The organism is Streptomyces sp. WAC06614 (genome assembly GCF_003949795.1).
Lineage (GTDB): Bacteria > Actinomycetota > Actinomycetes > Streptomycetales > Streptomycetaceae > Streptomyces.
Window position 1 is genome coordinate 1 of the sequence record NZ_RPRY01000079.1, and the last position, 26,124, is coordinate 26,124.

At 72.0% G+C, this 26,124-nt stretch carries 25 protein-coding genes, 1 tRNA gene and 2 pseudogenes; 18 read left to right on the plus strand and 10 right to left on the minus strand.

Annotated elements, in window-relative coordinates:
- Positions 1-52 precede the first annotated feature (52 nt).
- The 4 genes from nhaA to EF918_RS36940 all read left to right on the plus strand — a co-directional run bounded on the left by nhaA (position 53) and on the right by EF918_RS36940 (position 3,162).
- Positions 53-1,405, plus strand: a complete 1,353-nt coding sequence (gene nhaA / locus EF918_RS13525; RefSeq protein WP_125645278.1) for a Na+/H+ antiporter NhaA — start codon at positions 53-55, stop codon at positions 1,403-1,405.
- A 51-nt stretch (positions 1,406-1,456) separates the two neighbouring features.
- The gene (locus EF918_RS13530) at positions 1,457-1,915 is read left to right on the plus strand and encodes a phage holin family protein (protein ID WP_125645241.1); all 459 of its coding nucleotides are present in this window, start codon (positions 1,457-1,459) and stop codon (positions 1,913-1,915) included.
- Positions 1,912-2,892 carry an alpha/beta fold hydrolase gene (locus EF918_RS13535; protein ID WP_125645243.1) on the plus strand — a complete coding sequence of 327 codons (981 nt, stop codon included), beginning with the start codon at positions 1,912-1,914 and terminating at the stop codon, positions 2,890-2,892. The genes EF918_RS13530 and EF918_RS13535 overlap by 4 nt, the downstream gene beginning before the upstream one ends.
- A 93-nt stretch (positions 2,893-2,985) precedes the next feature.
- Positions 2,986-3,162, plus strand: coding sequence for a hypothetical protein (locus tag EF918_RS36940; protein ID WP_185921740.1), 177 nt, complete (start codon positions 2,986-2,988; stop codon positions 3,160-3,162).
- Between the two features lie 18 nt (positions 3,163-3,180).
- Here the strand turns inward: EF918_RS36940 and EF918_RS13540 are convergent, their stop codons facing one another.
- From EF918_RS13540 to nth, 3 genes are all read right to left on the minus strand, one after another.
- On the minus strand, positions 3,181-4,383 hold the full coding sequence (locus EF918_RS13540) for a MarP family serine protease (RefSeq protein WP_125645245.1): 1,203 nt from the start codon (positions 4,381-4,383) through the stop codon (positions 3,181-3,183).
- A 13-nt stretch (positions 4,384-4,396) separates the two neighbouring features.
- Positions 4,397-5,101 (minus strand): CoA pyrophosphatase, encoded by a 705-nt coding sequence (locus EF918_RS13545; protein WP_125645247.1) that lies wholly within the window; start codon positions 5,099-5,101, stop codon positions 4,397-4,399.
- Positions 5,102-5,188: 87 nt separating this feature from the next.
- A complete protein-coding gene (gene nth / locus EF918_RS13550; protein ID WP_260610158.1) occupies positions 5,189-6,172 on the minus strand; it encodes an endonuclease III in 984 nt (327 codons plus the stop codon).
- Between the two features lie 231 nt (positions 6,173-6,403).
- Between nth and EF918_RS13555 the strand changes: the two genes are divergently transcribed.
- The gene (locus EF918_RS13555; RefSeq protein WP_010473292.1) at positions 6,404-7,078 is read left to right on the plus strand and encodes a Crp/Fnr family transcriptional regulator; all 675 of its coding nucleotides are present in this window, start codon (positions 6,404-6,406) and stop codon (positions 7,076-7,078) included.
- Positions 7,079-7,247: 169 nt separating this feature from the next.
- Positions 7,248-8,117: a nucleotidyltransferase domain-containing protein gene (locus tag EF918_RS13560; RefSeq protein WP_125645251.1), complete on the plus strand. Its 870-nt coding sequence runs from the start codon at positions 7,248-7,250 to the stop codon at positions 8,115-8,117.
- A 37-nt stretch (positions 8,118-8,154) separates the two neighbouring features.
- Here the strand turns inward: EF918_RS13560 and EF918_RS13565 are convergent, their stop codons facing one another.
- The 4 genes from EF918_RS13565 to EF918_RS13580 all read right to left on the minus strand — a co-directional run bounded on the left by EF918_RS13565 (position 8,155) and on the right by EF918_RS13580 (position 10,693).
- A complete protein-coding gene (locus EF918_RS13565; RefSeq protein WP_125645253.1) occupies positions 8,155-9,003 on the minus strand; it encodes an MBL fold metallo-hydrolase in 849 nt (282 codons plus the stop codon).
- Complete coding sequence (locus tag EF918_RS13570; protein ID WP_260610160.1) at positions 9,000-9,932, minus strand: NUDIX hydrolase; 933 nt, start codon at positions 9,930-9,932, stop codon at positions 9,000-9,002. The genes EF918_RS13565 and EF918_RS13570 overlap by 4 nt, the downstream gene beginning before the upstream one ends.
- A 123-nt stretch (positions 9,933-10,055) precedes the next feature.
- On the minus strand, positions 10,056-10,526 hold the full coding sequence (locus EF918_RS13575) for a RidA family protein (RefSeq protein WP_125645255.1): 471 nt from the start codon (positions 10,524-10,526) through the stop codon (positions 10,056-10,058).
- Entirely contained in the window at positions 10,523-10,693 is a 171-nt protein-coding gene (locus EF918_RS13580) for a DUF4177 domain-containing protein (RefSeq protein ID WP_125645257.1), read from the minus strand. The genes EF918_RS13575 and EF918_RS13580 overlap by 4 nt, the downstream gene beginning before the upstream one ends.
- Positions 10,694-10,779: 86 nt before the next feature.
- Here EF918_RS13580 and EF918_RS13585 point away from each other — a divergent pair, with 86 nt between their 5' ends.
- Both EF918_RS13585 and EF918_RS13590 read left to right on the plus strand, forming a co-directional pair.
- Positions 10,780-11,757 carry an ArsA-related P-loop ATPase gene (locus tag EF918_RS13585; RefSeq protein WP_125645259.1) on the plus strand — a complete coding sequence of 326 codons (978 nt, stop codon included), beginning with the start codon at positions 10,780-10,782 and terminating at the stop codon, positions 11,755-11,757.
- A complete protein-coding gene (locus EF918_RS13590) occupies positions 11,757-13,124 on the plus strand; it encodes an ArsA family ATPase (RefSeq protein ID WP_260610161.1) in 1,368 nt (455 codons plus the stop codon). The genes EF918_RS13585 and EF918_RS13590 overlap by 1 nt, the downstream gene beginning before the upstream one ends.
- Positions 13,125-13,166: 42 nt before the next feature.
- Here EF918_RS13590 and EF918_RS13595 read toward each other — a convergent pair whose 3' ends face one another.
- Positions 13,167-13,517: a WhiB family transcriptional regulator gene (locus tag EF918_RS13595; protein WP_185921741.1), complete on the minus strand. Its 351-nt coding sequence runs from the start codon at positions 13,515-13,517 to the stop codon at positions 13,167-13,169.
- Between the two features lie 386 nt (positions 13,518-13,903).
- Here EF918_RS13595 and EF918_RS13605 point away from each other — a divergent pair, with 386 nt between their 5' ends.
- On the plus strand, positions 13,904-16,225 hold the full coding sequence (locus EF918_RS13605) for a transglycosylase domain-containing protein (protein WP_125645263.1): 2,322 nt from the start codon (positions 13,904-13,906) through the stop codon (positions 16,223-16,225).
- A 261-nt stretch (positions 16,226-16,486) separates the two neighbouring features.
- Here the strand turns inward: EF918_RS13605 and EF918_RS13610 are convergent, their stop codons facing one another.
- A complete protein-coding gene (locus EF918_RS13610) occupies positions 16,487-16,948 on the minus strand; it encodes a GatB/YqeY domain-containing protein (RefSeq protein ID WP_125645265.1) in 462 nt (153 codons plus the stop codon).
- 112 nt (positions 16,949-17,060) lie between these two features.
- Between EF918_RS13610 and EF918_RS13615 the strand changes: the two genes are divergently transcribed.
- The 3 genes from EF918_RS13615 (at position 17,061) to EF918_RS13625 (ending at position 18,802) form a co-directional block, all read left to right on the plus strand.
- The gene (locus EF918_RS13615; protein WP_125645266.1) at positions 17,061-18,002 is read left to right on the plus strand and encodes a metallophosphoesterase; all 942 of its coding nucleotides are present in this window, start codon (positions 17,061-17,063) and stop codon (positions 18,000-18,002) included.
- A 94-nt stretch (positions 18,003-18,096) separates the two neighbouring features.
- Positions 18,097-18,170 (plus strand) — tRNA-Pro (locus EF918_RS13620).
- A gap of 182 nt (positions 18,171-18,352) precedes the next feature.
- A complete protein-coding gene (locus EF918_RS13625; RefSeq protein WP_260610162.1) occupies positions 18,353-18,802 on the plus strand; it encodes a hypothetical protein in 450 nt (149 codons plus the stop codon).
- 43 nt (positions 18,803-18,845) lie between these two features.
- On the opposite strand, the pseudogene EF918_RS13630 reads toward EF918_RS13625, so the two are convergent.
- Positions 18,846-20,246: pseudogene (locus EF918_RS13630) on the minus strand (APC family permease); the annotation flags it as partial.
- Positions 20,247-20,618: 372 nt separating this feature from the next.
- On the opposite strand from EF918_RS13630, the gene kdpF reads away from it, so the two are divergent.
- From kdpF to EF918_RS13660, 6 genes and pseudogenes are all read left to right on the plus strand, one after another.
- Positions 20,619-20,708 carry a K(+)-transporting ATPase subunit F gene (kdpF, locus tag EF918_RS13635; RefSeq protein ID WP_125645268.1) on the plus strand — a complete coding sequence of 30 codons (90 nt, stop codon included), beginning with the start codon at positions 20,619-20,621 and terminating at the stop codon, positions 20,706-20,708.
- Between the two features lie 7 nt (positions 20,709-20,715).
- Positions 20,716-22,380 carry a potassium-transporting ATPase subunit KdpA gene (kdpA, locus tag EF918_RS13640; RefSeq protein WP_125645270.1) on the plus strand — a complete coding sequence of 555 codons (1,665 nt, stop codon included), beginning with the start codon at positions 20,716-20,718 and terminating at the stop codon, positions 22,378-22,380.
- On the plus strand, positions 22,377-24,488 hold the full coding sequence (kdpB, locus tag EF918_RS13645; protein ID WP_125645272.1) for a potassium-transporting ATPase subunit KdpB: 2,112 nt from the start codon (positions 22,377-22,379) through the stop codon (positions 24,486-24,488). The genes kdpA and kdpB overlap by 4 nt, the downstream gene beginning before the upstream one ends.
- 5 nt (positions 24,489-24,493) lie before the next feature.
- On the plus strand, positions 24,494-25,174 hold the full coding sequence (locus EF918_RS13650) for a potassium-transporting ATPase subunit C (RefSeq protein ID WP_125645274.1): 681 nt from the start codon (positions 24,494-24,496) through the stop codon (positions 25,172-25,174).
- A 37-nt stretch (positions 25,175-25,211) separates the two neighbouring features.
- Positions 25,212-25,895 (plus strand): response regulator, encoded by a 684-nt coding sequence (locus EF918_RS13655; RefSeq protein ID WP_125645276.1) that lies wholly within the window; start codon positions 25,212-25,214, stop codon positions 25,893-25,895.
- Positions 25,896-25,928: 33 nt separating this feature from the next.
- Positions 25,929-26,124 (plus strand): annotated as a pseudogene (locus EF918_RS13660) (sensor histidine kinase KdpD); the annotation flags it as partial.

Here is a 26,124-nt window from a genome sequence, read left to right on the forward strand (position 1 = left end):
GCGCCGGGATGTTTGCCCACAGCAGGGCCGCAAGCTCCTCGGCAGGCTCTCCCTGCCGGAGCGGCGCTACGTGGCCGACGCGCTGCGCGCCGAGACCGTCGGCGGTGTGCTGCTGCTGATCGCCGCCGTCGCGGCCCTGCTGTGGGCAAACATCCCGGCGCTGTCCGAGAGCTACGTCGCCCTGCGCGACCACCACATAGGCCCGGCCGCCCTCGGCCTGGACCTCTCGCTCCAGCACTGGGCGGCCGACGGCCTGCTCGCCGTCTTCTTCTTCGTCGCGGGCATCGAGCTCAAGCGCGAACTGGTCGCCGGCGACCTGCGCGACCCCAAGGCCGCCGCCCTGCCCGTCATCGCCGCCGTCTGCGGCATGGCCGTGCCCGCGCTCGTCTACACCCTGGTCAACACCGCCGGCGGCGGCTCCCTGGCCGGCTGGGCGGTCCCCACCGCCACCGACATCGCCTTCGCCCTCGCCGTGCTCGCGGTCATCGGCACCTCGCTGCCGTCCGCCCTGCGCGCGTTCCTGCTGACCCTGGCCGTCGTGGACGACCTGTTCGCGATCATCATCATCGCCGTCTTCTTCACCAGCGAGATCAGCTTCCCGCAGCTCGGCGGGGCCCTCGCGGGCCTGGTCCTGTTCTGGTTCCTGCTGCGCAAGGGCGTGCGCGGCTGGTACGTCTACGTCCCGCTCGCCCTGGTCGTCTGGGGCCTGATGTACAACAGCGGCGTCCACGCGACCATCGCCGGTGTCGCCATGGGCCTGATGCTGCGCTGCCACCGCCACGAGGGCGAGGCGCAGTCCCCCGGCGAGCACATCGAGCACCTCGTCCGGCCGCTCTCCGCGGGCCTGGCCGTCCCGCTGTTCGCGCTGTTCTCCGCCGGTGTCCCGCTCTCCGACGACGCGCTGGCCGAGGTGTTCACCCGGCCGGAGACCCTCGGCGTGGTCCTCGGCCTGGTGGTCGGCAAGACCGTCGGCATCTTCGGCGGCACCTGGCTCGCCGCCCGCTTCACCAAGGCCGAGCTGAACGAGGACCTCGCCTGGCCCGACGTGTTCGCGGTCGCCTCCCTCGCCGGCATCGGCTTCACCGTCTCCCTCCTCATCGGTGAACTCGCCTTCGCCGACGACCCCCTCCTCACCGACGAGATCAAGGCCGCGGTCCTGCTCGGCTCGCTCGTCGCGGCGGTCCTGGCCTGCGTGCTGCTGAAGCTGCGCGACCGCAAGTACCGTGCCCTGACGGCCGAGGAGGACCGCGACGAGGACCAGGACGGCATCCCGGACATCTACGAGGAGCACAACCCCGAGTACCACCTGCGGATGGCGCGCATCCACGAGGAGAAGGCCGCCGAGCACCGACGCCGGGCCGAAGCGGCGGCCGGGTCCCGCACCGGGGGCGGTCGTCCGGCATGATCTGAGGGACGACAGGAACGACAGGACACTGACGACCAAAGGGAGCAAGCGATGAGCTCAGTGGACCAAGGGGCGCAAGGAGCCGAGCGTACGCTCGGCCAGCTGGTCGCCTCGGCCACCGCCGAGATGTCCGCCCTGGTGCACGACGAGATCGCCCTCGCCAAGGCGGAGATCCGCCAGGACGTCAAGCGCGTGGGCATCGGTGGCGGCGCCCTCGCGATCGCGGGCGTCTTCGGCCTGTTCGCGCTGCCCGTGCTGAGCTTCGCGGCGGCGTACGGGATCCACAACCTCGGGCTCGGCCTCGCCTGGTCGTTCCTGATCGTGGGCGCGGCCTTCCTGGTCGTCGCGGCCGTGCTCGCGCTGCTGGCGGTGGCCAAGTTCAAGAAGGTCAGGCCGCCGGAGCGGACCATCGCCTCCGTCAAGGAGACCGCGGCGGTCGTCGGGACCGTCAAGCCGCACCCGCGTCCGTTGAGTGACAAGGCGGTGGGTGTGGCACGCTCGTCCTCATGACAGCGCCCGCACCGGATTCCGGCACCCCGCCCACGGCCGACTCGGCGGTCCGGCTCGACCTCCCCGACGGCCGTCCGGTGACCCACCGCGACGTCGCCGCCAACGGCGCCCGGTTCCACGTCGCCGAGGTCGGTGACGGGCCGCTGGTCCTGCTGCTGCACGGGTTCCCGCAGTTCTGGTGGACCTGGCGGCACCAGCTGACCGCGCTCGCCGACGCCGGCTACCGCGCGGTCGCCATGGACCTGCGCGGGGTCGGCGGCAGCGACCGCACCCCGCGCGGCTACGACCCCGCCAACCTGGCGCTGGACGTCACCGGGGTCATCCGCTCCCTGGGCGAGCCCGACGCCGCCCTCGTCGGCCACGACCTGGGCGGCTACCTCGCCTGGACGGCGGCCGTGATGCGGCCCAAGCTGGTGCGCCGGCTGGTGGTCTCCTCCATGCCGCACCCGCGCCGCTGGCGGGCCGCGATGGTCTCGGACTTCGCCCAGACCCGCGCCGGCTCCCACATCTGGGGCTTCCAGCGCCCCTGGATCCCCGAGCGCCGACTGGTCGCCGACGACGGGGCGCTCGTCGGACAGCTCATCCGCGAGTGGTCCGGGCCGCGGCTCCAGGACGACGGCCCCGACGGCCCGGTCGAGGACACCCTCGCCGTCTACCGGCGGGCCATGTGCATCCCGTCCACCGCGCACTGCTCGATCGAGCCGTACCGGTGGATGATGCGCTCCCTGGCCCGGCCCGACGGGCTGCAGTTCAACCGCCGGATGAAGATGCCCGTGCGGGTCCCCACGCTGCACCTGCACGGGTCACTCGACCCGGTGATGCGCACGCGCAGCGCCGCCGGCTCCGGCGAGTACGTCGAAGCCCCGTACCGCTGGCGGCTCTTCGACGGTCTGGGCCACTTCCCGCACGAGGAGGACCCGGTCGCCTTCTCGAACGAGCTCATCGGCTGGCTCAAGGACTCCGAGCCCGACCGCTAGAACGAACACCGAACGTTCACATGCCCGGCGCATAGGCCAATTGGCCGCCCCTCAGGCGGTTACCGACCTTGGGCGCCGGGCAGACGTCGAAGTATGGGCTGGACGCACGACTACGGTGACTCCGCACGCGAAGGCCGCCGCGCCGCCACACCGGCCGGCACCCACGAGAGGGCGGGCCGTCAGGGCCACGACCCCCGGCTCGGCATCCCCCGCATCCTGCGCCGACGGGCCCGCTGGGTCTCGGCGCGGCTGCGCCATCCGCGTACGTAGGCTCCGTCGGCAGGCCGGTCACAAGGCGCAGCTGTCGGTCGACACGCGGTTCTGCGCCGTCCTCCCGAGCCTGATGTCCTCGCTGACCTCGTCCACGGTGAGTGCGTACCCGGTGTTCGGGTCGTCCAGCGACTTGGCGAAGACGACCCCGGACACCTTGCCGTCGGGCGTCAGCAGCGGACCGCCGGAGTTGCCCTGGCGGACCGTCGCGTACAGCGAGTAGACGTCTCGGCGCACGGTGCCGCGGTGGTAGATGTCCGGACCGGTGGCATTGATCCGGCCCCGGACCCGGGCGGCGCCGACGTTGTACGCGCCGTTCTCGGGGAAGCCGGCCACGATCGCGTCGCTGCCGCCGGACTCCGCCTTGTCGGTGAACTCCAGCGCGGGCGCCTTCAGCTTGGGCACGTCCAGGACGGCGATGTCGCGCTGCCAGTCGTAGAGGACGACCTTCCCGTCGTACAGCTTGCCCTCGCCGCCGATCTGCACGGTGGGCTCCGAGACGCCGCCGACGACATGGGCGTTGGTCATCACCTTGCCGGGCGCGAAGACGAAGCCGGTGCCCTCCAGCACCTTGCTGCAACTGGGCGCCGTACCGACCACCTTGACGATGGACTTCTTGGCGCGCTCGGCCACCGGGCTGCCCGCCAGCGCCGGGTCGGGCGCCTTGACCTGGTTGATCTGCTCGTTGGAGAACGGCGTGAAGACCTGCGGGAAGCCGTTCTGCGCGAGGGTGGAACTGAAGTCGGAGAACCAGGTGTTGGCCTGCTCCGGCAGCACCCGGGACACCCCGAGCAGCACCTTGGAGGCGCGTACTTCCTTGCCCAGGGTGGGAAGTGACGTCCCGGCGAGCGCGGACCCGATCAGCCAGGCCACCAGCAGCATGGCCATGACGTGGACCAGCGCGCCGCCGGTCGCGTCCAGGGCGCGGGCCGGTGACCAGGTGATGTGCCGGCGCAGCCGGTTGCCCAGGTGGGTGGTGAAGGCCTGCCCGATCGAGGCGCAGACGATGACCACGACCACGGCGAGCACCACCACGGTGGTGGTCACCTGGGCGGTGTCGTCCGTGATCCAGTCCCAGACGAGCGGGAGCAGGAGCACGGCGACGAGGCCACCGCCCAGGAAGCCGATCACCGACAGGATGCCGACGACGAACCCCTGGCGGTAGCCGACGATCGCGAACCACACGGCGGCGACCAGCAACAGGATGTCCAGCACGTTCACGTGGGTCACCGTCTCATGCGCGCCAGTCGAGCGGGACCTGTCGTGACGTGTCCCACGGCCGCTCCCAGCCGGCGAAGTGCAGCAGCCGGTCGATCACCCCCGCGGTGAATCCCCAGACCAGGGCCGACGCGACCAGGAACGCGGGGCCCTGGTGGCCCTGCGGGTGGACCGCCATGGCCCGGTGGGCGGGGTCCGTGAGATCCGCCACGGGAACCGTGAAGACCCGGGCCGTCTCGGCGGGGTCCACCACCCCGACCGGGCTGGGCTCGCGCCACCAGCCGAGCACCGGGGTCACGACGAACTCGCTGACGGGGATGTAGAGGCGGGGCAGCACCCCGAAGATCTGCACCCCGGCCGGGTCCAGCCCGGTCTCCTCCCGGGCCTCGCGCAGCGCGGCCCGCAGCGGGCCGGTGGTCAGCGGGTCCCCGTCCTCGGGGTCCAGGGCGCCCCCGGGGAACGACGGCTGGCCGGGGTGGGAGCGCAGCGAGCCGGCCCGCTCCATGAGCAGCAGCTCCGGGCCGCGCTCCCCCTCGCCGAACAGGATGAGCACGGCCGACTGCCGCCCGCGGCCGTCCGCGGGCGGCAGGAACCGGCTGAGCTGGGTCGGCCGGACGGTCCGGGCGGCCTCGACGACGGGGTCCAGCCACGCGGGCAGGCCGTGCGTGGTGACGGCCAGCCCGTCACCGGTGGTGCTCTCGTCCCGCGTTCCCCGTGTCATGGGCGCCCTGCTTCCGTGTCGTCCCGTACCGGCCCCAACGCGCGCCGGGTGCTCGTTCGTTCCTCGGTCCTGCCCCGGGTCCGGGCCTCAGCCGCTCCCGTTGTCCCCGTCGGCCCCGTCGGCCCCCGTCCCGTCGTCCCCGGCCGCGCCGCCCGCGCCCAGCGGGGGTGCCGGGCGGCCCGGGTAGTCCGGGGGCGGGCTGAGCCGCTGGCCCGGATACCCGCCCATCTCGTACTTCAGCAGCTTCCGGGCCTTGTCGGGGTCCGTTTCGCCTTCTCCGTACGCCGGACAGAGCGGGGCGATCGGGCAGGCCCCGCAGGCCGGCTTCTGGGCGTGGCAGATCCGGCGGCCGTGGAAGATGACCCGGTGGGAGAGCATGGTCCACTCGCTCTTGGGGAAGATCGCGCTGATCTCCGCCTCGACCTTCACCGGGTCGGTCTCCTCGGTCCACTTCCAGCGGCGCACCAGCCGGCCGAAGTGGGTGTCCACGGTGATCCCGGGGACGCCGAAGGCGTTGCCGAGGACCACGTGGGCGGTCTTGCGGCCCACGCCGGGCAGCCGGACGAGGTCCTCCAGGCGGCCCGGGACCTGGCCCCCGAACTCGTCCCGCAGGGCCGCGGACAGCCCGAGCAGGGACTTGGCCTTCATCCGGAAGAACCCCGTCGGCCGGATGATCTGCTCCAGCTCCTCCGGCACGGCCGCGGCCATGTCCTCGGGGGTGGGGTACTTCGCGAAGAGCGCCGGGGTCGTCTGGTTCACCCGCAGGTCGGTGGTCTGGGCCGACAGCACGGTCGCGACCAGCAGCTCGAAGGGGTTGCGGAAGTCCAGCTCGGGGTGGGCGTACGGATAGACCTCGGCCAGCTCCCGGTTGATCCGGCGGGCCCGGCGCACCATCGCCAGCCGCGACTCGGGCTTGGCCTGCTTCGGCCGCTGCGCGTGCTTCGGCTGCTCGGCCTGCTCCGTCCGACGGTTCGCGGCTCTGGGCCGGGCGGGGGTTTTCTTGGCCGAAGCTTTGCTCTCGGGTGGGGCCGTGGACGATGCCGGGGCCCGTGTGGCACCCTGTTCGCCCACAGCAGAATTCCGGGCCCCGGTCACTCCCGTGGACCCCTTGGCCTGTGCTCTCACCGGCTTATTGGACACCCGGCCAGCCTACGGCGGGCGGCTGACACCCGCCCGGACCTCCGGTAACACCACCCAGCACACCCGTACGTCCGGCATCCTTGTGACTGATCGCACTGTTTGATGCGTCCGGCAAAATGGGGAACACGGTCCCCTGAACCGGTCGACATAGGAGAGAGACTCGTGGACGACGTTCTGCGGCGCGCCCCGCTCTTCGCGGCGCTCGATGACGAGCAGGCCGCGGAGCTCCGCGCCTCGATGAGCGAGGTCACCCTCGCACGCGGCGACGCCCTGTTCCACGAGGGCGACCCCGGCGACCGGCTCTACGTGGTGACCGAGGGCAAGGTCAAGCTGCACCGCACCTCTCCCGACGGCCGCGAGAACATGCTGGCCGTCCTCGGCCCCGGCGAGCTGATCGGCGAGCTGTCGCTGTTCGACCCCGGCCCGCGCACCGCCACTGCCACCGCCCTGACCGAGGTCAAGCTCCTCGGCCTCGGCCACGGCGACCTCCAGCCCTGGCTGAACGCCCGCCCCGAGGTGGCCAGCGCCCTGCTGCGCGCCGTGGCGCGCCGCCTGCGCAAGACCAACGACCAGATGTCCGACCTGGTCTTCTCCGACGTGCCCGGCCGCGTCGCCCGCGCCCTCCTGGACCTGTCGCGCCGCTTCGGCGTCCAGTCCGAGGAAGGCATCCACGTCGTGCACGACCTCACCCAGGAGGAGCTGGCCCAGCTCGTCGGCGCCTCCCGCGAGACCGTGAACAAGGCCCTGGCCGACTTCGCGGGCCGCGGCTGGCTGCGCCTGGAGGCGCGCGCCGTGATCCTGCTCGACGTGGAGCGACTGGCCAAGCGCAGCCGCTGAGCCGGACGAACGGCTGAGCCGGACGCCCGGCCGCGGCGCACACGGCGTACGCCGCCCGTGCCTCGTGTCCCGTGCCCCGTGCCGTTCGTGGAGGGCCTCACCCCGCCGGGGTGGGGCCCTCTCCGCGTCCCTGCCCCGGCCGGGGCGCGCCAGGGCGCACAGTGGTCCCATGGCTGACGACGAGCGGCAGGGCCGGTCCGGGCGGCGCGGGCTCGACGCGCGCGGCTGGTTCGAGCGGGAGGGGTCGCTCGGGCGGGTGCAGCCGGCGTTCGCGGAGCTCGTCGCCACCGCCCGCACCCGGATCGCCGAGGCCTACGGACGCCGGCTGCACAGCGCCTACCTCTACGGCTCCGTGCCCCGCGGCACCGCCCGCCCCGGCCGCTCCGACCTCGACCTGCTGCTCGTCCTGCACAGCGCGCCCACGCCGGAGGACCGGCAGACCGCCGAGGCGCTGGCCCACGGGCTCGACGAGGACTTCGCCGTGGCCGACGGCGTGGGCGTGCTGCTGTCCGGCAAGGACCGGCTGCTGAGCGAGCAGGAACGTCACGGCCTGGGCTGGTTCCTGGCCTGCCTGTGCACGCCGCTGCTCGGCGACGACCTGGCCGAGCACCTGCCGCGCTACCGTCCCGACAGCGCCCTGGCCCGGGCCACCAACGGCGACCTGGGCGACGTACTGCCCCGCTGGCGGGAGCGGGCGGCCGCGGCGGCCGACGATCCGCAGGAGGTACGGCGGCTGCGCCGGGCCTGGGCGCGCAAGCTGGTGCGGACCGGGTTCACGCTGGTCATGCCGCGGTGGGGCGGCTGGACCAGCGATCTGGCGGAGGCCGCGGAGGTCTTCGGGCAGTACTACCCGCAGCGGGCCGCCCAGCTGCGCGCGGCGGCCGCCGACGCGCAGGAGCCGGGCACCGACCCGGCGGTGCTCCGGACCTACGCCGAGGACCTCGGACCCTGGCTGGCGGCGGAGCACGACCGCGTCCACGGACGCAGGACCGTCCCCGCACCGGCCACGGGGACGGTGGTGTCGGCGGGGCCGGGGTAGGGCGGAGCCGGGCCACGCCCGGCCCGGCCCGGCCGCGTCAGAAGGGTTCGGCGCCCGGGATCAGGCCGTGTTCGCGGAGGTACTCCAGCTGGGCCCGGACCGACCATTCGGCGGCCGGCCACAGGGAGCGGTCCACGTCGCGGTAGACGTGGGCGACCACGGCCTCCGGGGTGCTGAAACCGTTCTCCACAGCGGTCTCGACCTGCGCCAGCCGCGTCGCGCGGTGCGCCAGGTAGTACTCCACCGCCCCCTGCGCATCCTCCAGCACCGGCCCGTGCCCCGGCAGGACCGTGTGCACGCCGTCGTCGACCGTCAGCGAACGCAGCCGGCGCAGCGAGTCCAGGTAGTCCCCCAGCCGGCCGTCCGGGTGGGCGACCACGGTGGTCCCGCGGCCCAGGATCGTGTCGCCGGTCACCACCGCCCGGTCGGCGGGCAGGTGGAAGCAGAGCGAGTCGGCCGTGTGCCCGGGCGTGGGCACCACCCGCAGCTCCAGACCGCCGACCCGGACCGCCTGCCCGGCGGCCAGGCCCTCGTCGCCCAGCCGCAGCGCCGGGTCCAGGGCCCGCACCTTGGTGCCGGTGAGCTCGGCGAACCGGCCCGCGCCCCCGGCGTGGTCGGGGTGGCCGTGGGTGAGCAGGGTCAGCGCGATCCGCTTGCCGGCCTGCTCCGCGGCCGTGACCACCGCCCGCAGGTGGGCCTCGTCCGGCGGGCCCGGGTCGATGACGACGGCCAGCTCGGAGTCCGGCTCGGAGACCAGCCAGGTGTTGGTGCCGTCCAGGGTCATCGCGGACGGGTTGGGCGCCAGCACGTTGACCGCGCGGGCGGTGGCCGGTCCGGAGGCCACCGTGCCGCGGGGCCGGCCGGGCAGGGCGGACGCGTCGGTCATGCCGCACCTCCCGGCCGTACCCGCTTGGTGAACTCGTCGTGGCCCGGCCAGCTCAGCACCAGCTCGCCGCCCTCCAGCGAGGCCCGGGCCAGCACCGGGGCGAGGTCCTGCGCCCCGGCCGCGCCCAGGGCCTCGGCGGCGGTCCCGTACGGCTGGAGGGAACGCAGGGTGGAAATGGTCGGCGGCATCATCAGCAGCTCGCCCCGGTCGTAGCCGGCGGCGGCGTCCGCGGGGCGGATCCACACCGTCCGGTCGGCCTCGGTGGAGGCGTTGCGGGTGCGCTGTCCCTCGGGCAGGGCGGCCACGAAGAACCAGGTGTCGTAGCGGCGCGGCTCGAACTCGGGCGTGATCCAGCGCGCCCACGCGCCCAGCAGGTCCGAGCGCAGCAGCAGCCCGCGGCGCTCCAGGAACTGCGCGAACGACAGCTCGCGGGCCACCAGCGCCTGCCGGTCGGCCTCCCAGTCGTCGCCGGTGAGGTCGGAGACCAGGCGGCCGTCGGCGGAGCCGGCGAGCAGCACCCCGGCCTCCTCGTACGTCTCGCGCACGGCGCCGCAGACGATGGCCTGGGCGCCGGCGGTGTCCGTGCCCAGCCGCGCGGCCCACTCCTCCAGGGAGGGGCCGGCCCAGCCGATGCGGTGGTCCTCGTCACGCGGGTCGACCCCGCCGCCCGGGTAGGCGTACGCGCCGCCGGCGAAGGCCATGGAGGCGCGGCGGCGCAGCATGTGCACGGCGGGTCCGTCGGCGCCGTCGCGCAGCAGCATCACGGTGGCGGCGCGCTTGGGCGCCACGGGGGTCAGCGAGCCGTCCGCGAGGGCGCGGATCCGGTCCGGCCACTCCGGCGGGTACCACTGGCCTCCGGCGGTGCCGGCCGTGGCCGTGGAACCGTCCTGAGCCTGTCCTGGGGACTGCGTCTGCCCGTTCGCTGCCATGGGGCGGATGCTACGACCATCCGACCCGATGTTCGAGAGCCCCTGGCCAGCGGCAGGGGCCCGTTCCCCCGCCCGCCCGCGGAATCACCGGGGCGGGCGGGGGGAAAGAGCGGGAGGGAGCGGTCAGGCCGGGGCGATCTCGACCTGGATCTCGACCTCCACCGGCGCGTCCAGCGGCAGGACGGCGACGCCGACCGCGCTGCGCGCGTGGACGCCCTTGTCACCGAGGACGGCACCGAGCAGCTCGCTGGCACCGTTCAGCACCGCCGGCTGGGCGGTGAAGTCGGGCGCCGAGGCGACGAAGCCCACCACCTTCACCACGCGGGCGATCCGGTCCAGGTCACCGACCACGGACTTCACGGCGGCCAGGGCGTTCAGCGCGCAGGTCGCGGCGAGCTCCTTGGCCTGCTCCGGGGTCACCTCCGCGCCGACCTTGCCGGTCAGCGGAAGCTTGCCCTGCACCATCGGCAGCTGGCCGGCGGTGTAGACGTACGAGCCCGAGCTCACGGCCGGCTGGTACGCGGCCAGCGGCGGGACGACCTCGGGCAGGGTCAGGCCCAGCTCGGCGAGCTTGGCCTCGACGGCGCCGCTCATGCCGCCACCTGCTTCTCGCGCTTGAGGTACGCCACGAGCTGCTCGGGGTTGTTCGGGCCGGGCACGACCTGGACGAGCTCCCAGCCGTCCTCGCCCCAGGTGTCCAGGATCTGCTTGGTGGCGTGGACCAGCAGCGGAACCGTCGCGTATTCGAACTTCTTGGTCATGGGAGCGAGGGTAGTGCCTGACGCCACGCTCCCTTGCCCGCCCCGGACGCCCGGCCACGGGGCCCGAGTGGTTACGCTCGATAGCTGTGAGCAGGCTCCAGGTGGTCAGCGGCAAGGGCGGAACCGGAAAGACCACGGTCGCCGCGGCACTCGCGCTCGCCCTCGCACGCGAGGGCAGGCGGACTCTTCTGGTGGAGGTCGAGGGCAGGCAGGGAATCGCACAGCTCTTCGGTACGCAGGCGCTCCCGTACGAGGAGCGCAGGATCGCCGTCGCGCCGGGCGGCGGGGAGGTCCACGCCCTCGCGATCGACGCGGAACAGGCGCTGCTGGACTACCTCCAGATGTTCTACAAGCTGGGCTCGGCCGGCCGCGCGCTCAAGAAACTGGGCGCGATCGACTTCGCGACCACGATCGCGCCCGGACTGCGGGACGTCCTGCTGACCGGCAAGGCGTGCGAGGCGGTACGACGCAAGGACAAGGCCGGGCGGTTCGTCTACGACCACGTGGTGATGGACGCGCCGCCGACCGGCCGGATCACCCGGTTCCTGAACGTCAACGACGAGGTCGCCGGCCTGGCCCGGTTCGGCCCGATACACAACCAGGCGCAGGCCGTGATGAGCGTGCTCAAGTCCCCGCAGACCGCGGTCCACCTGGTGACGCTGCTGGAGGAGATGCCCGTCCAGGAGACCGCCGACGGGATCGAGGAGCTGCGGGAGGCGGGTCTTCCGGTGGGCCGGGTCGTGGTGAACATGGTCCGCCCGCACCACCTCGACGAGGACACGCTGCGGGCCGCGGCCGGCGAACGCCGGGCCGACGTGGCCAAGGCGCTGTCCCGGGCCGGGCTCGGCGGGGCGCGCCGCGGGGGCCTGGCGGAGCGGCTGGTGGACCCGCTGCTGGAGCAGGCCGCCGAGCACGCCGGGCGGGTGGCGCTGGAGCGCGAGCAGCGCGCCGTCCTGGCGGGGCTGGACCTGCCGACGTACGAACTGCCCCTGCTGGGGGCGGGCATGGACCTGGCGGGCCTGTACGAACTGGCCATGGAGCTGCGGAAGCAGGGCGACGAGTGATGACCGCGGGGACGAGTACGAGCACGGGTACGGGCACGCGCGTGGGCACGGGCTCGGGCACGGGAGCGGGCACGGGCGCCGCGCCGCGGCTGGCGGTGGACGCGCTGCTGGACGACCCGGACACCCGGATCATCGTGTGCTGCGGCGCGGGCGGGGTCGGCAAGACGACCACGGCCGCGGCCCTCGGCGTACGGGCGGCCGAGCGGGGGCGGAAGGTGGTCGTGCTGACCATCGACCCGGCGCGCCGGCTGGCCCAGTCGATGGGCATCGACTCCCTCGACAACACCCCGCGGCGGGTGGCGGGCATCGAGGGCGGCGGCAGCGGGGACGGCGACGGCAGCGGGGACGGTGGCACCGGCGGCGGAGAGCTGCACGCCATGATGCTCGACATGAAGCGGACCTTCGACGAGATCGTCGAGGCGCACGCGGACGCCGGGCGGGCCCGGGCCATCCTGGACAACCCCTTCTACCAGTCCCTGTCGGCCGGCTTCGCGGGCACGCAGGAGTACATGGCGATGGAGAAGCTCGGGCAGCTGCGGGCCCGGGACGACTGGGACCTGATCGTCGTGGACACCCCGCCGAGCCGCTCCGCGCTGGACTTCCTGGACGCGCCCAAGCGGCTGGGGTCGTTCCTGGACGGGAAGTTCATCCGGGTGCTGATGGCGCCGGCGAAGGTGGGCGGCCGGGCGGGGATGAAGTTCCTCAACGTCGGCATGTCGATGATGACCGGCACGCTCAGCAAGCTGATGGGTGCCTCGCTGCTGAAGGACGTACAGACGTTCGTGGCCGCGATGGACACCATGTTCGGCGGTTTCCGGACCCGGGCCGACGCCACGTACCGGCTGCTCCAGGCGCCGGGCACGGCCTTCCTCGTGGTCGCGGCGCCCGAACCCGACGCGCTGCGCGAGGCGGCGTACTTCGTGGAACGGCTGGCCGCGGACCGGATGCCGCTGGCCGGGCTGGTGCTGAACCGGGTGCACGGCAGCGGTGCCGACCAGCTCTCGGCGGAGCGGGCGTTGGCCGCCGCAGAGAATCTTGAAGAGGGCGGCATTGTCGATCAGGAGTCCGGGAAAGCTGGACTTCGTGACCCCGACGCGGGCCCTCCCCCGCACGTGGACGAGGTCACGGCCGACGAGATCGGGGCCGACGGGACCACGGCGGACGAGATCACGGCCGACGAGATCACCGCAGGACTGCTCCGCCTGCACGCCGAGCGCATGCAGGTCATCGCGCGTGAGCAGCGCACGCGCGACCGCTTCGCCTCACTGCACCCGGACGTACCGGTGACCGAGGTGGCGGCCCTGCCCGGCGATGTGCACGACCTCGCCGGGCTGCGGGCCATCGGGGTTCGCCTCGCCGCTGGGTGAACCACGTCACTGCACGAGCCACGTGTCCACCCGCCCGACCGCCTAGCCGGCGGCCGCGTACGTCTCGTACGGAACGTCAACGTCCGTATCGACGCCCACGGAGAGGATTCCCGTACTGCGTTCGTACTCCGTGCGGGCGGTTTCGAGCAGCCGTCGCCACGAGGTGACGGTGGGGCGCCTGCGCAGCAGCGCACGGCGTTCCCGCTCGGTCATTCCACCCCACACGCCGAACTCGACACGATTGTCGAGCGCGTCCGCCAAGCATTCGGTCCGCACCGGACATCCGGTGCACACCGCCTTGGCCCTGTTCTGTGCCGCTCCTTGAACGAACAGTTCATCCGGATCGGTAGTGCGGCAGGCTGCCTGCGCACTCCAGTCGGTTACCCAGCCCATCCCGGCGCCGTCCTCTCCCGAATCGAGGCTCCCCCACGGCGGCAGCGGCATATTCACCGCTGCCAGTTGAGGACGTTACGGAAGGCCGGGACGGTGCAACACCCCCGTCGGGCCCAATCTTGGATGGTCCGAACGGACTATGGGTAAGCGGCAGATCACCCGACGGAGTGATCCGGCGACATGCCCGACCATTCCGGCAATTCGGGTGTAATCACCGGACCCTCTGTCATGCGGCCGACGAGAATCGGACATGAGTCCACCCCATTCGGGAAGGGTGAAAATCAAGCCGAGGGGTTGATGTCGCACCGCACTGCTGTGACAGTTGGGAGCAGCTTAGGCCAAGGCATATACGTGTGTCCGGCGAATGAGAACGTAGGCTGCCCTCCATGGGAAAGAAGCGCTCGGGCGCAGGGCTCTCGGGGAGCCATCAGGCCGCCAAGTTCCTCGGAGTGTCCGTTCTCGCAGGAGTGGTGCTCGCCGGCCTGGCCATTCCGGCCGCCGGCGCCTTCGGCCTGGCGGCGAAGGGCACGGTCGAGGGTTTCGACGAGATCCCGGCCAATCTCAAGACCCCGCCGCTCAGCCAGCGCACCACGATCCTGGACGCCGAGGGTGGCTTGATCGCCACCGTCTACTCGCGTGACCGGCAGGTCGTACCGCTGACCTCCATCTCTCCGTACATGCAGAAGGCGATCGTCGCGATCGAGGACTCGCGCTTCTACGAGCACGGCGCCGTCGACCTCAAGGGCATCCTGCGCGCGGTGAACCGCAACGCGCAGGAGGGCAGCGCCGCGCAGGGCGCGTCCACCCTCACCCAGCAGTACGTCAAGAACGTCTTCGTCGAGGAGGCGGGCGACGACGAGAGCAAGGTGCGCGAGGCCCAGGAGAAGAGCCTCGGCCGCAAGGTCCGCGAGCTGAAGTACGCGATCCAGGTCGAGGAGGAGCTCGGGAAGAAGAAGATCCTCGAGAACTACCTCAACATCACCTACTTCGGTCAGCAGGCCTACGGCGTCGAGTCCGCCTCGCAGCGCTACTTCAGCAAGCCCGCCAAGGACCTGACCCTGGAGGAGTCGGCCCTGCTGGCCGGCGTCGTGCAGTCGCCGAGCCGGTACGACCCGGTCAACGACTCCGCCGAGGCCACCAAGCGGCGCAACACCGTCCTGCAGCGGATGGCCGACGTCAAGGACATCTCGCAGGCCGAGGCCGACGAGGCGAAGAAGAAGCCGATCCAGCTCAAGGTCACCCGGCCCCGGAACGGCTGCATCACCGCGGTCAAGGGCGCCGGCTTCTTCTGCGACTACGTGCGCAACACGTTCCTGACCGACCCGGTCTTCGGCAAGACCCGCGAGGAGCGCGGCCGGCTGTGGAACCAGGGCGGCCTCACCATCCGCACCACCCTGGACCCGCAGGCCCAGGACTCGGTCAACGAGTCGATCAAGGACCACGTCAACCAGGACGACAAGGTCGCCACGGCCGTGACCCTGGTCCAGCCGGGCACCGGCAAGGTCCTGGGCATGGGCCAGTCCAAGCCGTACGGCTTCGGCAAGAACGAGACGCAGATCAACTACTCCGTCGACAAGCGGATGGGCGGCTCCAACTTCGGCTTCCCGACCGGATCGACCTTCAAGCCGTTCGTGGCCGCCGCCGCGATCGAGCAGGGCATCCCGCCCACGAAGTCGTACCTGTCGCCGTACGAGATGGACTACCCGAGCCCGGTGCAGACCTGCAACGGCACCTGGGTCAACGACGCCCGGCCGCGCGACCACGTCGAGAACGAGAAGACCTCCGAGGTCGGCCCGTTCACCATGCGGGACGCCATGGCCATGTCGGTCAACACGTACTTCGTGGAGATGATCTCCGAGGTCGGCCTGTGCCCGCTGAGCCAGCTGACCACCAAGCTCGGCGTCGTCCCGGCCGACGGCACCAAGCTCAAGGAGGTGCCCTCGATCGCCCTGGGCACCGAGGGCATGTCCCCGCTGACCATGGCCAACGCGTACGCGACCTTCGCCAACCGGGGCGTGTACTGCACGCCGGTCGCCATCGAGTCGATCACCGACGCGCACGGCAAGGCGCTCCAGGTGCCCAAGTCCAAGTGCGACCGGGTGCTCACGGAGCGGACCGCCGACACCATCAACGCGCTGCTGCTCGGCGTGGTCGACTCCGGTACGGGCGCCCAGGCGGGCCTGACCGACCGGCAGAGCGCGGGCAAGACGGGTACGACGGACGAGCGCTACAACGCCTGGTTCGTCGGCTACACCCCCAACATCGCGGGGGCGACCTGGGTCGGCTCGGGCGGCACCAAGCAGGTGTCGATGGAGAACATCACCATCGGCGGCCAGTACTACTCCGAGGTCTGCGGTGGCTGCCTGCCCGGCCCGATCTGGAAGCAGGCCGTCTCCGGCGCCCTGACCGGCCACGAGGTGCTGACCTTCCCGACCGTCTACCTCGGTGACGCCGGCGCCCCGCCGGCCACCCGGCCGGGCGGCGGCCAGCAGCCGAACCGCCCGAACAAGCCCGGCAAGCCGAACCGCCCCGGGGGCGGTGGCGACAAGCCCGGCGACGACCGCCCGGGCCCGACCACGGCCGGCGGCACCCTCGGCGGCAACACCACCGGCGGCAACACCAACCCGTTCCCGGGCATCACCCTGGGCCCGGGCGGCGTGATCGGCGGCCCGACGGACGGGAACGGCCCGGGCGGCGGCCGCAACTGAGCGGACGCCGCGCTGAGCGCCACGACACACGCCGAGGCCCCCGGTCGGGACACGACCGGGGGCCTCGGCGTTGGTACGGCGGCCCGGAGGCCGGCCTCGCGGCGGCCGGGCGCGGCGGTCGGGCATGGCCGCCGGGCGCGGCGGCCGGGCATAGCCGCCGGGCGCGGCGGCCGGGCATAGCCGCCGGGCGCGGCGGCCGGGCCACGGGCCGGACCAGGGTGTCAGCCGGTCAGCCGGTCAGCGGATCAGCCGGTCAGCGGATCAGGCCAGGGCCTTCTTCACGAGGGCGGCGACGCGGCCGCCCTCCGCCAGCCCGGCGACCTTCGGGTTCACGATCTTCATGACGGCACCCATGGCCCGCGGCCCCTCGGCCCCGGCCGCCTTCGCCTCCTCCACGGCCTGCGCCACGATCGCGGCGAGCTCGTCGTCGGTGAGCTGCTTGGGCAGGTAACCGCTGAGCACCTCACCCTCGGCGATCTCGCGCTCGGCCTGCTCGGCACGGCCACCCTGGGCGAAGGCGTCCGCGGCCTCGCGGCGCTTCTTCGCCTCCTTGGCGATCACCTTGAGGACTTCGTCGTCGGAGAGCTCGCGCGCCTCGGTGCCGGCGACCTCCTCCTTGGTGATGGCGGTGAGGGTCAGCCGGAGCGTGGACGAGCGCAGCTCGTCGCGCGCCTTGATGGCGGTGGTGAGGTCTTCCTGGAGCTTGGCCTTGAGCGTGGTCATGACTCGAAGTCTGCCAGGTGACCCCGGTGCCCCGCCCACCCGTTTTACCCCTCTTCCCCTCTCCCTTCCCCCTCTCCGCCGACACCTCGCCGACTTCTGCGACGATGTCCCCATGCGCGCGCGTTACGGAATCCCGCTCAAGGTCACCGCCGGAATCGCTGTGGCGGGGGCAGCCGGAGTGGCGTACGCCGCCGGCTTCGAAGCCAGGTCGTTCCGGCTGCGCCGGGTGACGGTCCCGGTCCTGCCGCACGGCATGCGCCCGCTCCGTGTCCTGCAGGTCTCCGACATCCACATGGTCAGCGGCCAGCGCAAGAAGCGCGCCTGGCTCCAGTCCCTGGCCGGGCTGCGCCCGGACTTCGTGGTCAACACCGGCGACAACCTCTCCGACACCGAGGGCGTGCCCGAGCTGCTGGACGCGCTCGGTCCCCTCATGTCCTTCCCCGGCGTCTACGTCTTCGGCTCGAACGACTACTACGGCCCGCGGCTGCGCAACCCCGCCCGCTACCTGCTGGAGAAGGCCCAGGGGCGGCACGGCCTGAACGGCAACAAGCCGGTGGTCGGCGCCGTCCACAACCCGTGGGAGGACATCCGGGACGCCTTCGACGCGGCGGGCTGGATCAACCTGACCAACACCCGGGGCCGCCTGAAGCTGCCCGACGCGGAGGTCGCCTTCACCGGCCTGGACGACCCGCACATCAAGCGGGACCGCTACGAGCAGGTGGCGGGCGGGCCGGAGCCGGACGCCGACTTCTCGATGGCCGTCGTGCACGCCCCGTACCTGCGCAGCCTGGAGTCCTTCACGGCCGACGGCTACCCGCTGATCCTGGCCGGCCACACCCACGGCGGCCAGCTCTGCATCCCCTTCTACGGCGCCCTGGTCACCAACTGCGACCTCGACACCGACCGGGTCAAGGGCCTGTCCACCCACGAGACCGAGGGCAACCGCGCCTACCTCCACGTCTCGGCCGGCTGCGGCACCAACCGCTTCACCCCGGTCCGCTTCGCCTGCCCCCCGGAAGCCACCCTCCTGACCCTGACCCCGCGCACGCCGTGATCACCGGCCCCGCGAAAACCGGATTTCGTCTCTGAGCGCGGGTCCGCTAAAGTAATCGATGTCGCCAGGGCAGCAAGCCTGCAGGGGCGACGATCGGGGTGTAGCGCAGCTTGGCAGCGCGCTTCGTTCGGGACGAAGAGGTCGTGGGTTCAAATCCCGCCACCCCGACTTCGTAGCAGCAGGTCAGGTCACCTACCGAATTCGGTAGGTGACCTGACCTGCTTCTGTCTTTCCACCGCCGCTCGGTCCGGTCCGGTACGGGTCGTGAGATGGATGCCACCGAGGGTGCAACCATCGGGGGGCGGGAGTGATCCCTGTCTGTGTACACCGTCGCTGCACAGGGGAGAGTCGTGAACCGTCGTACCGCTGCCGCCGTCCTGTCCGCCGTCCTTGCCGCCGCGGGGCTGAGTGCCTGCGGGAGTGGGCAGGGGGACGACAAGCCGGTGGTGAAGACGCCGCCTGCTGCCTCGCCCAGCGGTGTGCCCTCGGCGGGGGGTCCGTCGGCGACGGCTGGGGCCGGTAAGGGGATTCCGGCCAAGCCGGATGCGGCGACGCAGGCCAAGTACCTCGCCGCCCTGGCTGCCATCGACCCGGACATCGTCAACACCAAGCCGGACAAGGCGGTCGACCGCGGGCGCGACCAGTGCGGTTCGATCGCGAGCTTCCCCGGCGACAAGCGGAAGCAGACCGACCTCACCAACCAGCGGTTCACCTCGCCCAACCACCCGGACGGGTTCGGGCCGGAGAAGGCCGCCAAGATCCTGGACGTGGTGCACACCCACCTCTGCCCGACGTACTAGGTCAGGACAAGGACTCTGCCGGGGCGCACCGCCTGACCCGGCGGACCCGTTCGAAGGCCAGGACGAGCAGCGGCAGGGCCACCACGATCAGCCAGGCGCCCTCGGTGAACCTGGTCGCCGTCACCACGACCGCGGACACGCCGGTCAGGAGCGCGCCCAGGCCGTTGAGGGCGGCCCTGGCCCGCCAGCCGGCGGGCCGCTCCAGCGACCAGTGCCGGACCATGCCGACCTGGCAGATCGTGAAGCCGACGAAGACACCGATGGCGAACAGCGGGACCAGGGTGTTGGTGTCGCCGCCGGAGAACACCAGCAGGGCGGCGGAGACCACGGCCAGCCACAGCACCCCGTGGCGGTGGACCTGGCGGTGGGTCCGGAGGGCGAAGACGTGGGGCAGGTGGTGGTCCCGGGCGAGCAGGCCCATCAGGACGGGCAGCCCGCCGAAGGAGGTGTTGGCGGCCAGGGCCAGCAGCACCATGGTGGCGAACTGGACGACGTAGAAGGCCGGGCCGTGGCCGAACGAGGCGTCGGCGAGCTGGGCCAGGACGGTGACGCCCTCGACCGGCTGGAGGTGGAAACGCCCGATCAGCACCGACAGCCCGATCAGCATCACGCCCAGCAGGGCCCCGAGGGCGACCTCGGTGCGCTGCGCACGCCGGGCGGCGGGGGCGCGGAAGGACGGCACGGCATTGGCCACGGCCTCGACACCGGTGAGCGCGGAACAGCCGGCCGCGAACGCCTTGAGCAGGAGCAGCGCCCCGACGGTGGTGGCGCCCCCGCCGAGGGCGGAGGCGTGGCCGGCGGCCGAGGCCGTGCTGACCGGCCCGTCCCGGAACAGGCCGACGGTGACCATCGCCAGGATCGAGCCGACGAAGACGGCGGTGGGCAGCAGGAAGGCCTTGGCGGAGTCGACCACGCCGCGCAGGTTGACGGCGGTCACCAGGACCAGCACGCCGAGGCAGATCCCCACCCGGTTCCCGTAGAGCCCGGGAAAGGCCGAGGTCAGGGCCGCGACGCCGGCGGTGACCGAGACGGCGACGTTGAGCACGTAGTCGAGGACCAGCGAGGCCGCGGCGACCAGGCCGGTCCGGCGTCCCAGGTGGCGCCCGGCCACCGCGTAGGCGCCGCCGCCGTCCGGGAAGGCGGCGATGACCTGGCGGTACGAGGCGACGAGCACGGCCAGCAGGACGGCGATCGCCAGGGTGACCGGCAGGGTGAAGCCGAGCCCGTGGGCGCCCGCGGCGGCGAGGACGAGCACGATCGCCTCGGGGCCGTAGGCCACGGACGCCATGGCGTCCAGGGACAGGGCCGCCAGGCCCTGCACGGCGGTGAGCCGGTGCCGTTCCTCCGCCGGCGCCCTCGTGCCGGCGGGGGCGGAGGCGCTCCCGGAGGTAGCGGAGTCGGCGGACGTGGCGGGGTCGGCGGACGTGGCGGTGCGCAGGGCCATGGGGCCGGTTCCTTCGGTGGGGGCAGGTGGGGACGGTGCAGAGGCAGGGACGTCAGCGTCCCGGCCGGAGCGGGGCCCCACCACCGCCCTTGACGGACTCCCTACGCAGGTGGGCGCGGTCTTCACGCGCCTCTTACGCGCCCCGCCCGCTCGGCGTCAGGGTTCCGTCAAGACGGGCCGCGCACCCGTATGGAGGTCGTCAAGGGTCCTTAACGGCCCACCGGCGGCGGGTTGAGATGGGTTCGGCCAACCCGGCCGATTTCCTTCATCCCTCTCATTACAGGAGCTCGCGATGGCCGATCTGGCCTTCGTCCTCACCACGGTCGCGGTGTTCGCGGTGGTGGGTCTCGTCGCCAAGGGGGTGGCCAAGCTGTGAGCGTCGAAAACGTCGTCGGTCTCGCCGTAGCGGTCGCCCTGCTGGGTTATCTCGTCCTCGCCCTCGTGTATCCGGAGAGGTTCTGAGTCCCCCATGAGTCCGCAGACCGCTGGTGTGCTCCAGCTGCTCGCGCTGATCGCCGCCCTGGCCCTCGTGTACCGGCCGCTCGGTGACTACATGGCCCGCGTCTACTCCTCCCAGCGGCACTACGCCCCGGAGCGGTGGATCTACAAGGCCGTGGGTGCCGACCCGGACGCCGGGATGCGCTGGCCCGCCTACCTGCGCGGGGTCCTCGCCTTCTCCGCGGTGGGCGTCCTGTTCCTCTACGCCCTGCAGCGCCTGCAGGGCAGCCTGCCCGGCTCGCTCGGCTTCGCCTCGATCGACCCCGACCAGGCCTTCAACACCGCCGCGTCCTTCGTGGCGAACACCAACTGGCAGTCGTACGCCGGCGAACAGGCCATGGGCCACGTCGTACAGACCGGCGGACTGGCGGTGCAGAACTTCGTGTCGGCCGCGGTCGGCATGGCCGTCGCCGTCGCCCTCGTCCGGGGCTTCGCCCGCTCCCGTACCGGTGAGCTGGGCAACTTCTGGGCCGACCTGGTGCGCGGCACCGTCCGCATCCTGCTGCCGATCGCCGTGCTCGGCGCGCTCGTGCTGGTGGCCTGCGGCGCCATCCAGAACTTCGCCGGCATCCACGAGGTCGGCCAGTTCATGGGCGGCACCCAGCAGTGGAACGGCGGCGCGGTCGCCTCGCAGGAAGTCATCAAGGAGCTCGGCACCAACGGCGGCGGCTACTTCAACGCCAACTCCGCCCACCCCTTCGAGAACCCGAGCCCGTTCTCCAACCTCTTCGAGATCTTCCTGATCCTGGTCATCCCGTTCGCGCTGACCCGTACGTTCGGCAAGCTCGTCGGCAGCGTGAAGCAGGGCTACGCGATCCTCGCCACGATGGCGGTCATCTGGCTCGGCTTCACCGCGCTGATGATGTGGACCGAATTCGCCGGCAAGGGCCCGGCGTTCGAGGCCGCCGGCGGTGCGATGGAGGGCAAGGAGACCCGGTTCGGCATCGCCGGATCCGCGATCTTCTCGGTGGCCACCACGCTCACCTCGACCGGCGCGGTCAACTCCTTCCACTCCTCCTACACGGGCTTCGGCGGTGGCATCCAGCTGCTGGGCATGCAGCTCGGCGAGATCGCGCCCGGCGGTGTGGGCTCCGGTCTCTACGGCATGCTGGTGATGGCGATCATCGCGGTGTTCATCGCCGGGCTGATGGTCGGCCGCACCCCCGAGTACCTGGGCAAGAAGATCGGCACCCGCGAGATCAAGCTCGCCGCCTGCTACATCCTCGTCACCCCGGCGCTGGTGCTGTGCTTCACCGCCGCGGCCATGGCGCTGCCCACCCCGCCGCACTCGATGCTCAACTCCGGTGCCCACGGCTTCTCCGAGGTGCTGTACGCCTACACCTCCGGCGCCAACAACAACGGCTCGGCCTTCGCCGGCCTGAACGCCGACACGCAGTGGTACAACACCACGATCGGCCTGGCCATGCTGCTCGGCCGCTTCCTGCCCATGGTGTTCGTGCTGGCGCTGGCGGGCTCGCTCGCCGAGCAGAAGCCGGTCCCGGAGACGGCGGGCACCCTGCGCACCGACAAGCCGCTCTACGCCGGTCTGCTCGTCGGCACGATCGTCGTCGTCACCGGTCTCACCTACTTCCCCGCCCTCGCGCTGGGACCGCTCGCCGAAGGGCTCGCAGCATGAGCACCATCACCCCTGTCCGTGCGCCCCACGAAGACGTCCCGGCCGGGCACGAGCCCGCGCCCGGCCGGGTGGGCGGCGGCCTCTTCGACCCCCAGCAGCTCCTCAGGTCCTTCCCGGACGCGCTCCGCAAGCTCCACCCCCGGGTCATGGTCAAGCACCCCGTCATGTTCGTGGTGCTGGTCGGCTCGGTGGTCACCACCGTGCTGGCCTTCAAGGAGCCGGGCAACTGGTTCGGCTGGGCCATCACCGCCTGGCTGTGGCTGACCACGATCTTCGCCAACCTGGCCGAGGCCGTGGCCGAGGGCCGCGGCAAGGCGCAGGCCGACACCCTGCGCAAGGCCAAGACCGACACCGTGGCGCGCCGGCTGACCGGCGCCGGCCGGGCCGAGGAGTCCGTCCCCGGTACCGACCTGCGCATCGGTGACCTGGTGGTCTGCGAGGCCGGCGACATCATCCCCGGCGACGGTGACGTGGTCGAGGGCGTGGCCTCGGTGGACGAGTCGGCCATCACCGGCGAGTCCGCCCCGGTCATCCGGGAGTCCGGCGGCGACCGGTCGGCCGTCACCGGCGGCACCAAGGTCCTCTCCGACCGGATCGTCGTCAAGATCACGACGAAGCCCGGTGAGACGTTCATCGACCGGATGATCAACCTGGTCGAGGGCGCCGCCCGGCAGAAGACCCCCAACGAGATCGCCCTCAACATCCTGCTGGCGTCCCTCACCATCGTCTTCCTGCTGGCCGTGGTCACGCTCAAGCCGTTCGCGATCTACGCGGGCGCCGACCGGCAGACCTCGATGATCGTGCTGACCGCCCTGCTGGTCTGCCTGATCCCGACCACCATCGGCGCGCTGCTGTCCGCGATCGGCATCGCCGGGATGGACCGGCTGGTCCAGCGCAACGTCCTGGCGATGTCCGGCCGCGCGGTCGAGGCCGCCGGTGACGTCTCCACCCTGCTGCTCGACAAGACCGGCACCATCACCTACGGCAACCGCCGGGCCGCCGCCTTCCTCCCGGTCGCCGGGGTCACCGAGGCCGAACTCGTCGACGCCGCCCAGCTCTCCTCGCTGGCCGACGAGACCCCCGAGGGCCGTTCGATCGTGGTCCTGGCCCAGGAGCAGTACGGCCGGCGCGAGCGCCACCAGGGCGAGCTGACCCACGCCACCTGGGTCCCGTTCACCGCCCAGACCCGGATGTCCGGCGTGGACGTCGACGGCCGGAAGATCCGCAAGGGCGCGGCCGGTTCGGTCATCGCCTGGGTGGGCGAGCAGGGAGGCGCCGTCGCGGACGACGCCGACACCCTCGCCGGCACCATCTCCGAAGCCGGCGGTACGCCGCTGCTCGTCGCGGTCGAGGACGAGCGGGGCGCCCGCGTCCTGGGCGTCGTCCACCTCAAGGACGTCGTCAAGGAGGGCATGCGGGAGCGGTTCGACGAGCTGCGCCGCATGGGCATCAGGACCGTCATGATCACCGGTGACAACCCGCTGACCGCCAAGGCGATCGCCGAGGAGGCGGGCGTCGACGACTTCCTCGCCGAGGCCACCCCCGAGGACAAGATGGCCCTCATCAAGCGGGAGCAGGCCGGCGGCAAGCTCGTGGCCATGACCGGTGACGGCACCAACGACGCGCCCGCCCTCGCGCAGGCGGACGTCGGCGTGGCGATGAACACCGGTACGTCGGCCGCCAAGGAGGCCGGCAACATGGTCGACCTCGACTCCGACCCGACCAAGCTCATCGAGATCGTCGAGATCGGCAAGCAGCTCCTGATCACCCGTGGCGCGCTGACCACGTTCTCCATCGCCAACGACGTCGCGAAGTACTTCGCGATCATCCCCGCCATGTTCGCGGTCGCCTACCCGGGCCTGGACAAGCTCAACATCATGGGCCTGGCCTCGCCGGAGTCCGCGATCCTGTCCGCCGTCGTCTTCAACGCGCTGATCATCATCGCCCTCGTGCCGCTCGCCCTCAAGGGCGTGCGGTACCGGCCGGCCAGTGCCGACCGGATGCTCCGCCGCAACCTCGCCGTCTACGGACTCGGCGGCCTGATCGCCCCGTTCATCGGCATCAAGCTCATCGACCTGCTCCTCTCCCTCATCCCCGGAATCGGCTGATCGTCATGAACACTTCCGTAGGCACCACCGCGCGTCTGATCGGCGCCGGGTTGCGGGCGCTGCTCGTCCTGACGCTCGTGTGCGGCGTGCTCTACCCGCTCGCCGTGACCGGGGTCGCCCAGGCCCTCTTCCCCGACCGGGCCAACGGCTCGGAGATCAAGGACGCGAGCGGCCGGGTCGTCGGCTCCTCCCTCGTCGGGCAGCGCTACGACCTGCCCAAGAAGGACCCCGAGGACAAGGAGGAGGCCGCCGCGCCGGACCTGAGGTGGTTCCAGCCGCGGCCCTCCGCCGGCCTGGGCACCAACAGCATCAACACCCGGTACTCCCTGATCGTCTCCGGCGCCACCAACAAGGCCGGTGACAACGAGGACCTGGTCAAGGCCGTCACCGAGGCCAAGGAGGCGGTCGTCGCCGACAACTCGACGGCCGGCTACCGGGTCAGGCCCGAGGACGTGCCCGCCGACGCGGTCACCTCCTCCGGCTCCGGCCTGGACCCGAACATCTCACCCCGGTACGCGGCCCTCCAGGTCCACCGGGTCGCCGAGCGGAACCAGCTCGACGTGCGCCAGGTCGAGCAGCTCGTCGCCGAGCACACCCAGGGCCGCATCCTCGGCTTCATCGGCGAGCCGCGGGTGAACGTCCTGGAGCTGAACGTGGCGCTCAAGGCGCTGACGGCGAAGGGGTGACGGTGGTGACCTCACCGGCAGAAGGGCTGGGCACCTTATGACCCGGGTCCTGGTGGTGGAGGACGACCCCCAGCTCGTCCGCGCACTCAAGATCAACCTCCAGGCCCGCAGGTTCGAGGTCGAGGAAGCGGGTGACGGCGGCTCCGCCCTGCGGATCGCCGCCACCCGCAGCCCCGACGTGGTCCTGCTGGATCTCGGCCTGCCGGACATGGACGGCATCGACGTGATCAAGAACGTACGGGGCTGGAGCCGGGTGCCGATCCTGGTCCTGTCGGCCCGGCACACGTCCGACGAGAAGGTCCGCGCGCTGGACGCCGGAGCGGACGACTACGTCACCAAGCCGTTCAGCATGGACGAACTGCTGGCCCGGCTACGGGCCGCCACCCGACGGCAGGACCTCCCCGCGGCCCCGGACCGCCCGGCGGTCGTCACCACGGACGAGTTCACCGTGGACCTCGCCGCCAAGAAGGTCCACCGGGGCGGGCGCACCGTACGGCTGACCCCGACCGAATGGCACCTCCTGGAGCTCCTGGTCGCCCGGCCCGGGCACCTGGTCAGCCAGCAGCGGCTGCTGCTGGAGGTCTGGGGCCCGACCTACCGGGAGAACACCAACTACCTGCGGGTCTACATGGCCCAGCTCCGGCGCAAGCTGGAGGCGGACCCGTCGCATCCCCGCTACCTGATCACGGAGCCGGGGATGGGCTACCGCTTCGAACCCTGACCCGACCCGACCCGACGGAAGAAGAGTCCACCCATGGGACGCGGAAAGCTCCGCATCTACCTCGGCGCGGCACCCGGCGTCGGCAAGACGTACGCGATGCTCTCGGAGGGGCATCGTCGGGTGGAGCGCGGGACCGATTGTGTGGTGGGTTTCGTGGAGCATCACGGTCGGCCGCGTACGGAGGTGATGCTGCACGGGTTGGAGCAGGTGCCGCGTCGGGAGTTGGCGT

Coding starts and splice junctions, on each gene's coding strand:
- EF918_RS13530 (WP_125645241.1), top strand. CDS start 1,457: ATGAGCTCAGTGGACCAAGGGGCGCAAGGAGCCGAGCGTACGCTCGGC.
- EF918_RS36940 (WP_185921740.1), top strand. CDS start 2,986: ATGGGCTGGACGCACGACTACGGTGACTCCGCACGCGAAGGCCGCCGC.
- kdpA (WP_125645270.1), top strand. CDS start 20,716: ATGAGTCCGCAGACCGCTGGTGTGCTCCAGCTGCTCGCGCTGATCGCC.
- EF918_RS13650 (WP_125645274.1), top strand. CDS start 24,494: ATGAACACTTCCGTAGGCACCACCGCGCGTCTGATCGGCGCCGGGTTG.
- EF918_RS13570 (WP_260610160.1), bottom strand. CDS start 9,932: ATGGCAGCGAACGGGCAGACGCAGTCCCCAGGACAGGCTCAGGACGGT.
- kdpB (WP_125645272.1), top strand. CDS start 22,377: ATGAGCACCATCACCCCTGTCCGTGCGCCCCACGAAGACGTCCCGGCC.
- EF918_RS13610 (WP_125645265.1), bottom strand. CDS start 16,948: ATGACCACGCTCAAGGCCAAGCTCCAGGAAGACCTCACCACCGCCATC.
- EF918_RS13545 (WP_125645247.1), bottom strand. CDS start 5,101: ATGACACGGGGAACGCGGGACGAGAGCACCACCGGTGACGGGCTGGCC.
- EF918_RS13655 (WP_125645276.1), top strand. CDS start 25,212: ATGACCCGGGTCCTGGTGGTGGAGGACGACCCCCAGCTCGTCCGCGCA.
- EF918_RS13580 (WP_125645257.1), bottom strand. CDS start 10,693: ATGACCAAGAAGTTCGAATACGCGACGGTTCCGCTGCTGGTCCACGCC.
- EF918_RS13575 (WP_125645255.1), bottom strand. CDS start 10,526: ATGAGCGGCGCCGTCGAGGCCAAGCTCGCCGAGCTGGGCCTGACCCTG.
- EF918_RS13590 (WP_260610161.1), top strand. CDS start 11,757: ATGACCGCGGGGACGAGTACGAGCACGGGTACGGGCACGCGCGTGGGC.
- EF918_RS13605 (WP_125645263.1), top strand. CDS start 13,904: ATGGGAAAGAAGCGCTCGGGCGCAGGGCTCTCGGGGAGCCATCAGGCC.
- EF918_RS13560 (WP_125645251.1), top strand. CDS start 7,248: ATGGCTGACGACGAGCGGCAGGGCCGGTCCGGGCGGCGCGGGCTCGAC.
- EF918_RS13565 (WP_125645253.1), bottom strand. CDS start 9,003: ATGACCGACGCGTCCGCCCTGCCCGGCCGGCCCCGCGGCACGGTGGCC.
- EF918_RS13615 (WP_125645266.1), top strand. CDS start 17,061: ATGCGCGCGCGTTACGGAATCCCGCTCAAGGTCACCGCCGGAATCGCT.
- EF918_RS13535 (WP_125645243.1), top strand. CDS start 1,912: ATGACAGCGCCCGCACCGGATTCCGGCACCCCGCCCACGGCCGACTCG.
- EF918_RS13595 (WP_185921741.1), bottom strand. CDS start 13,517: ATGGGCTGGGTAACCGACTGGAGTGCGCAGGCAGCCTGCCGCACTACC.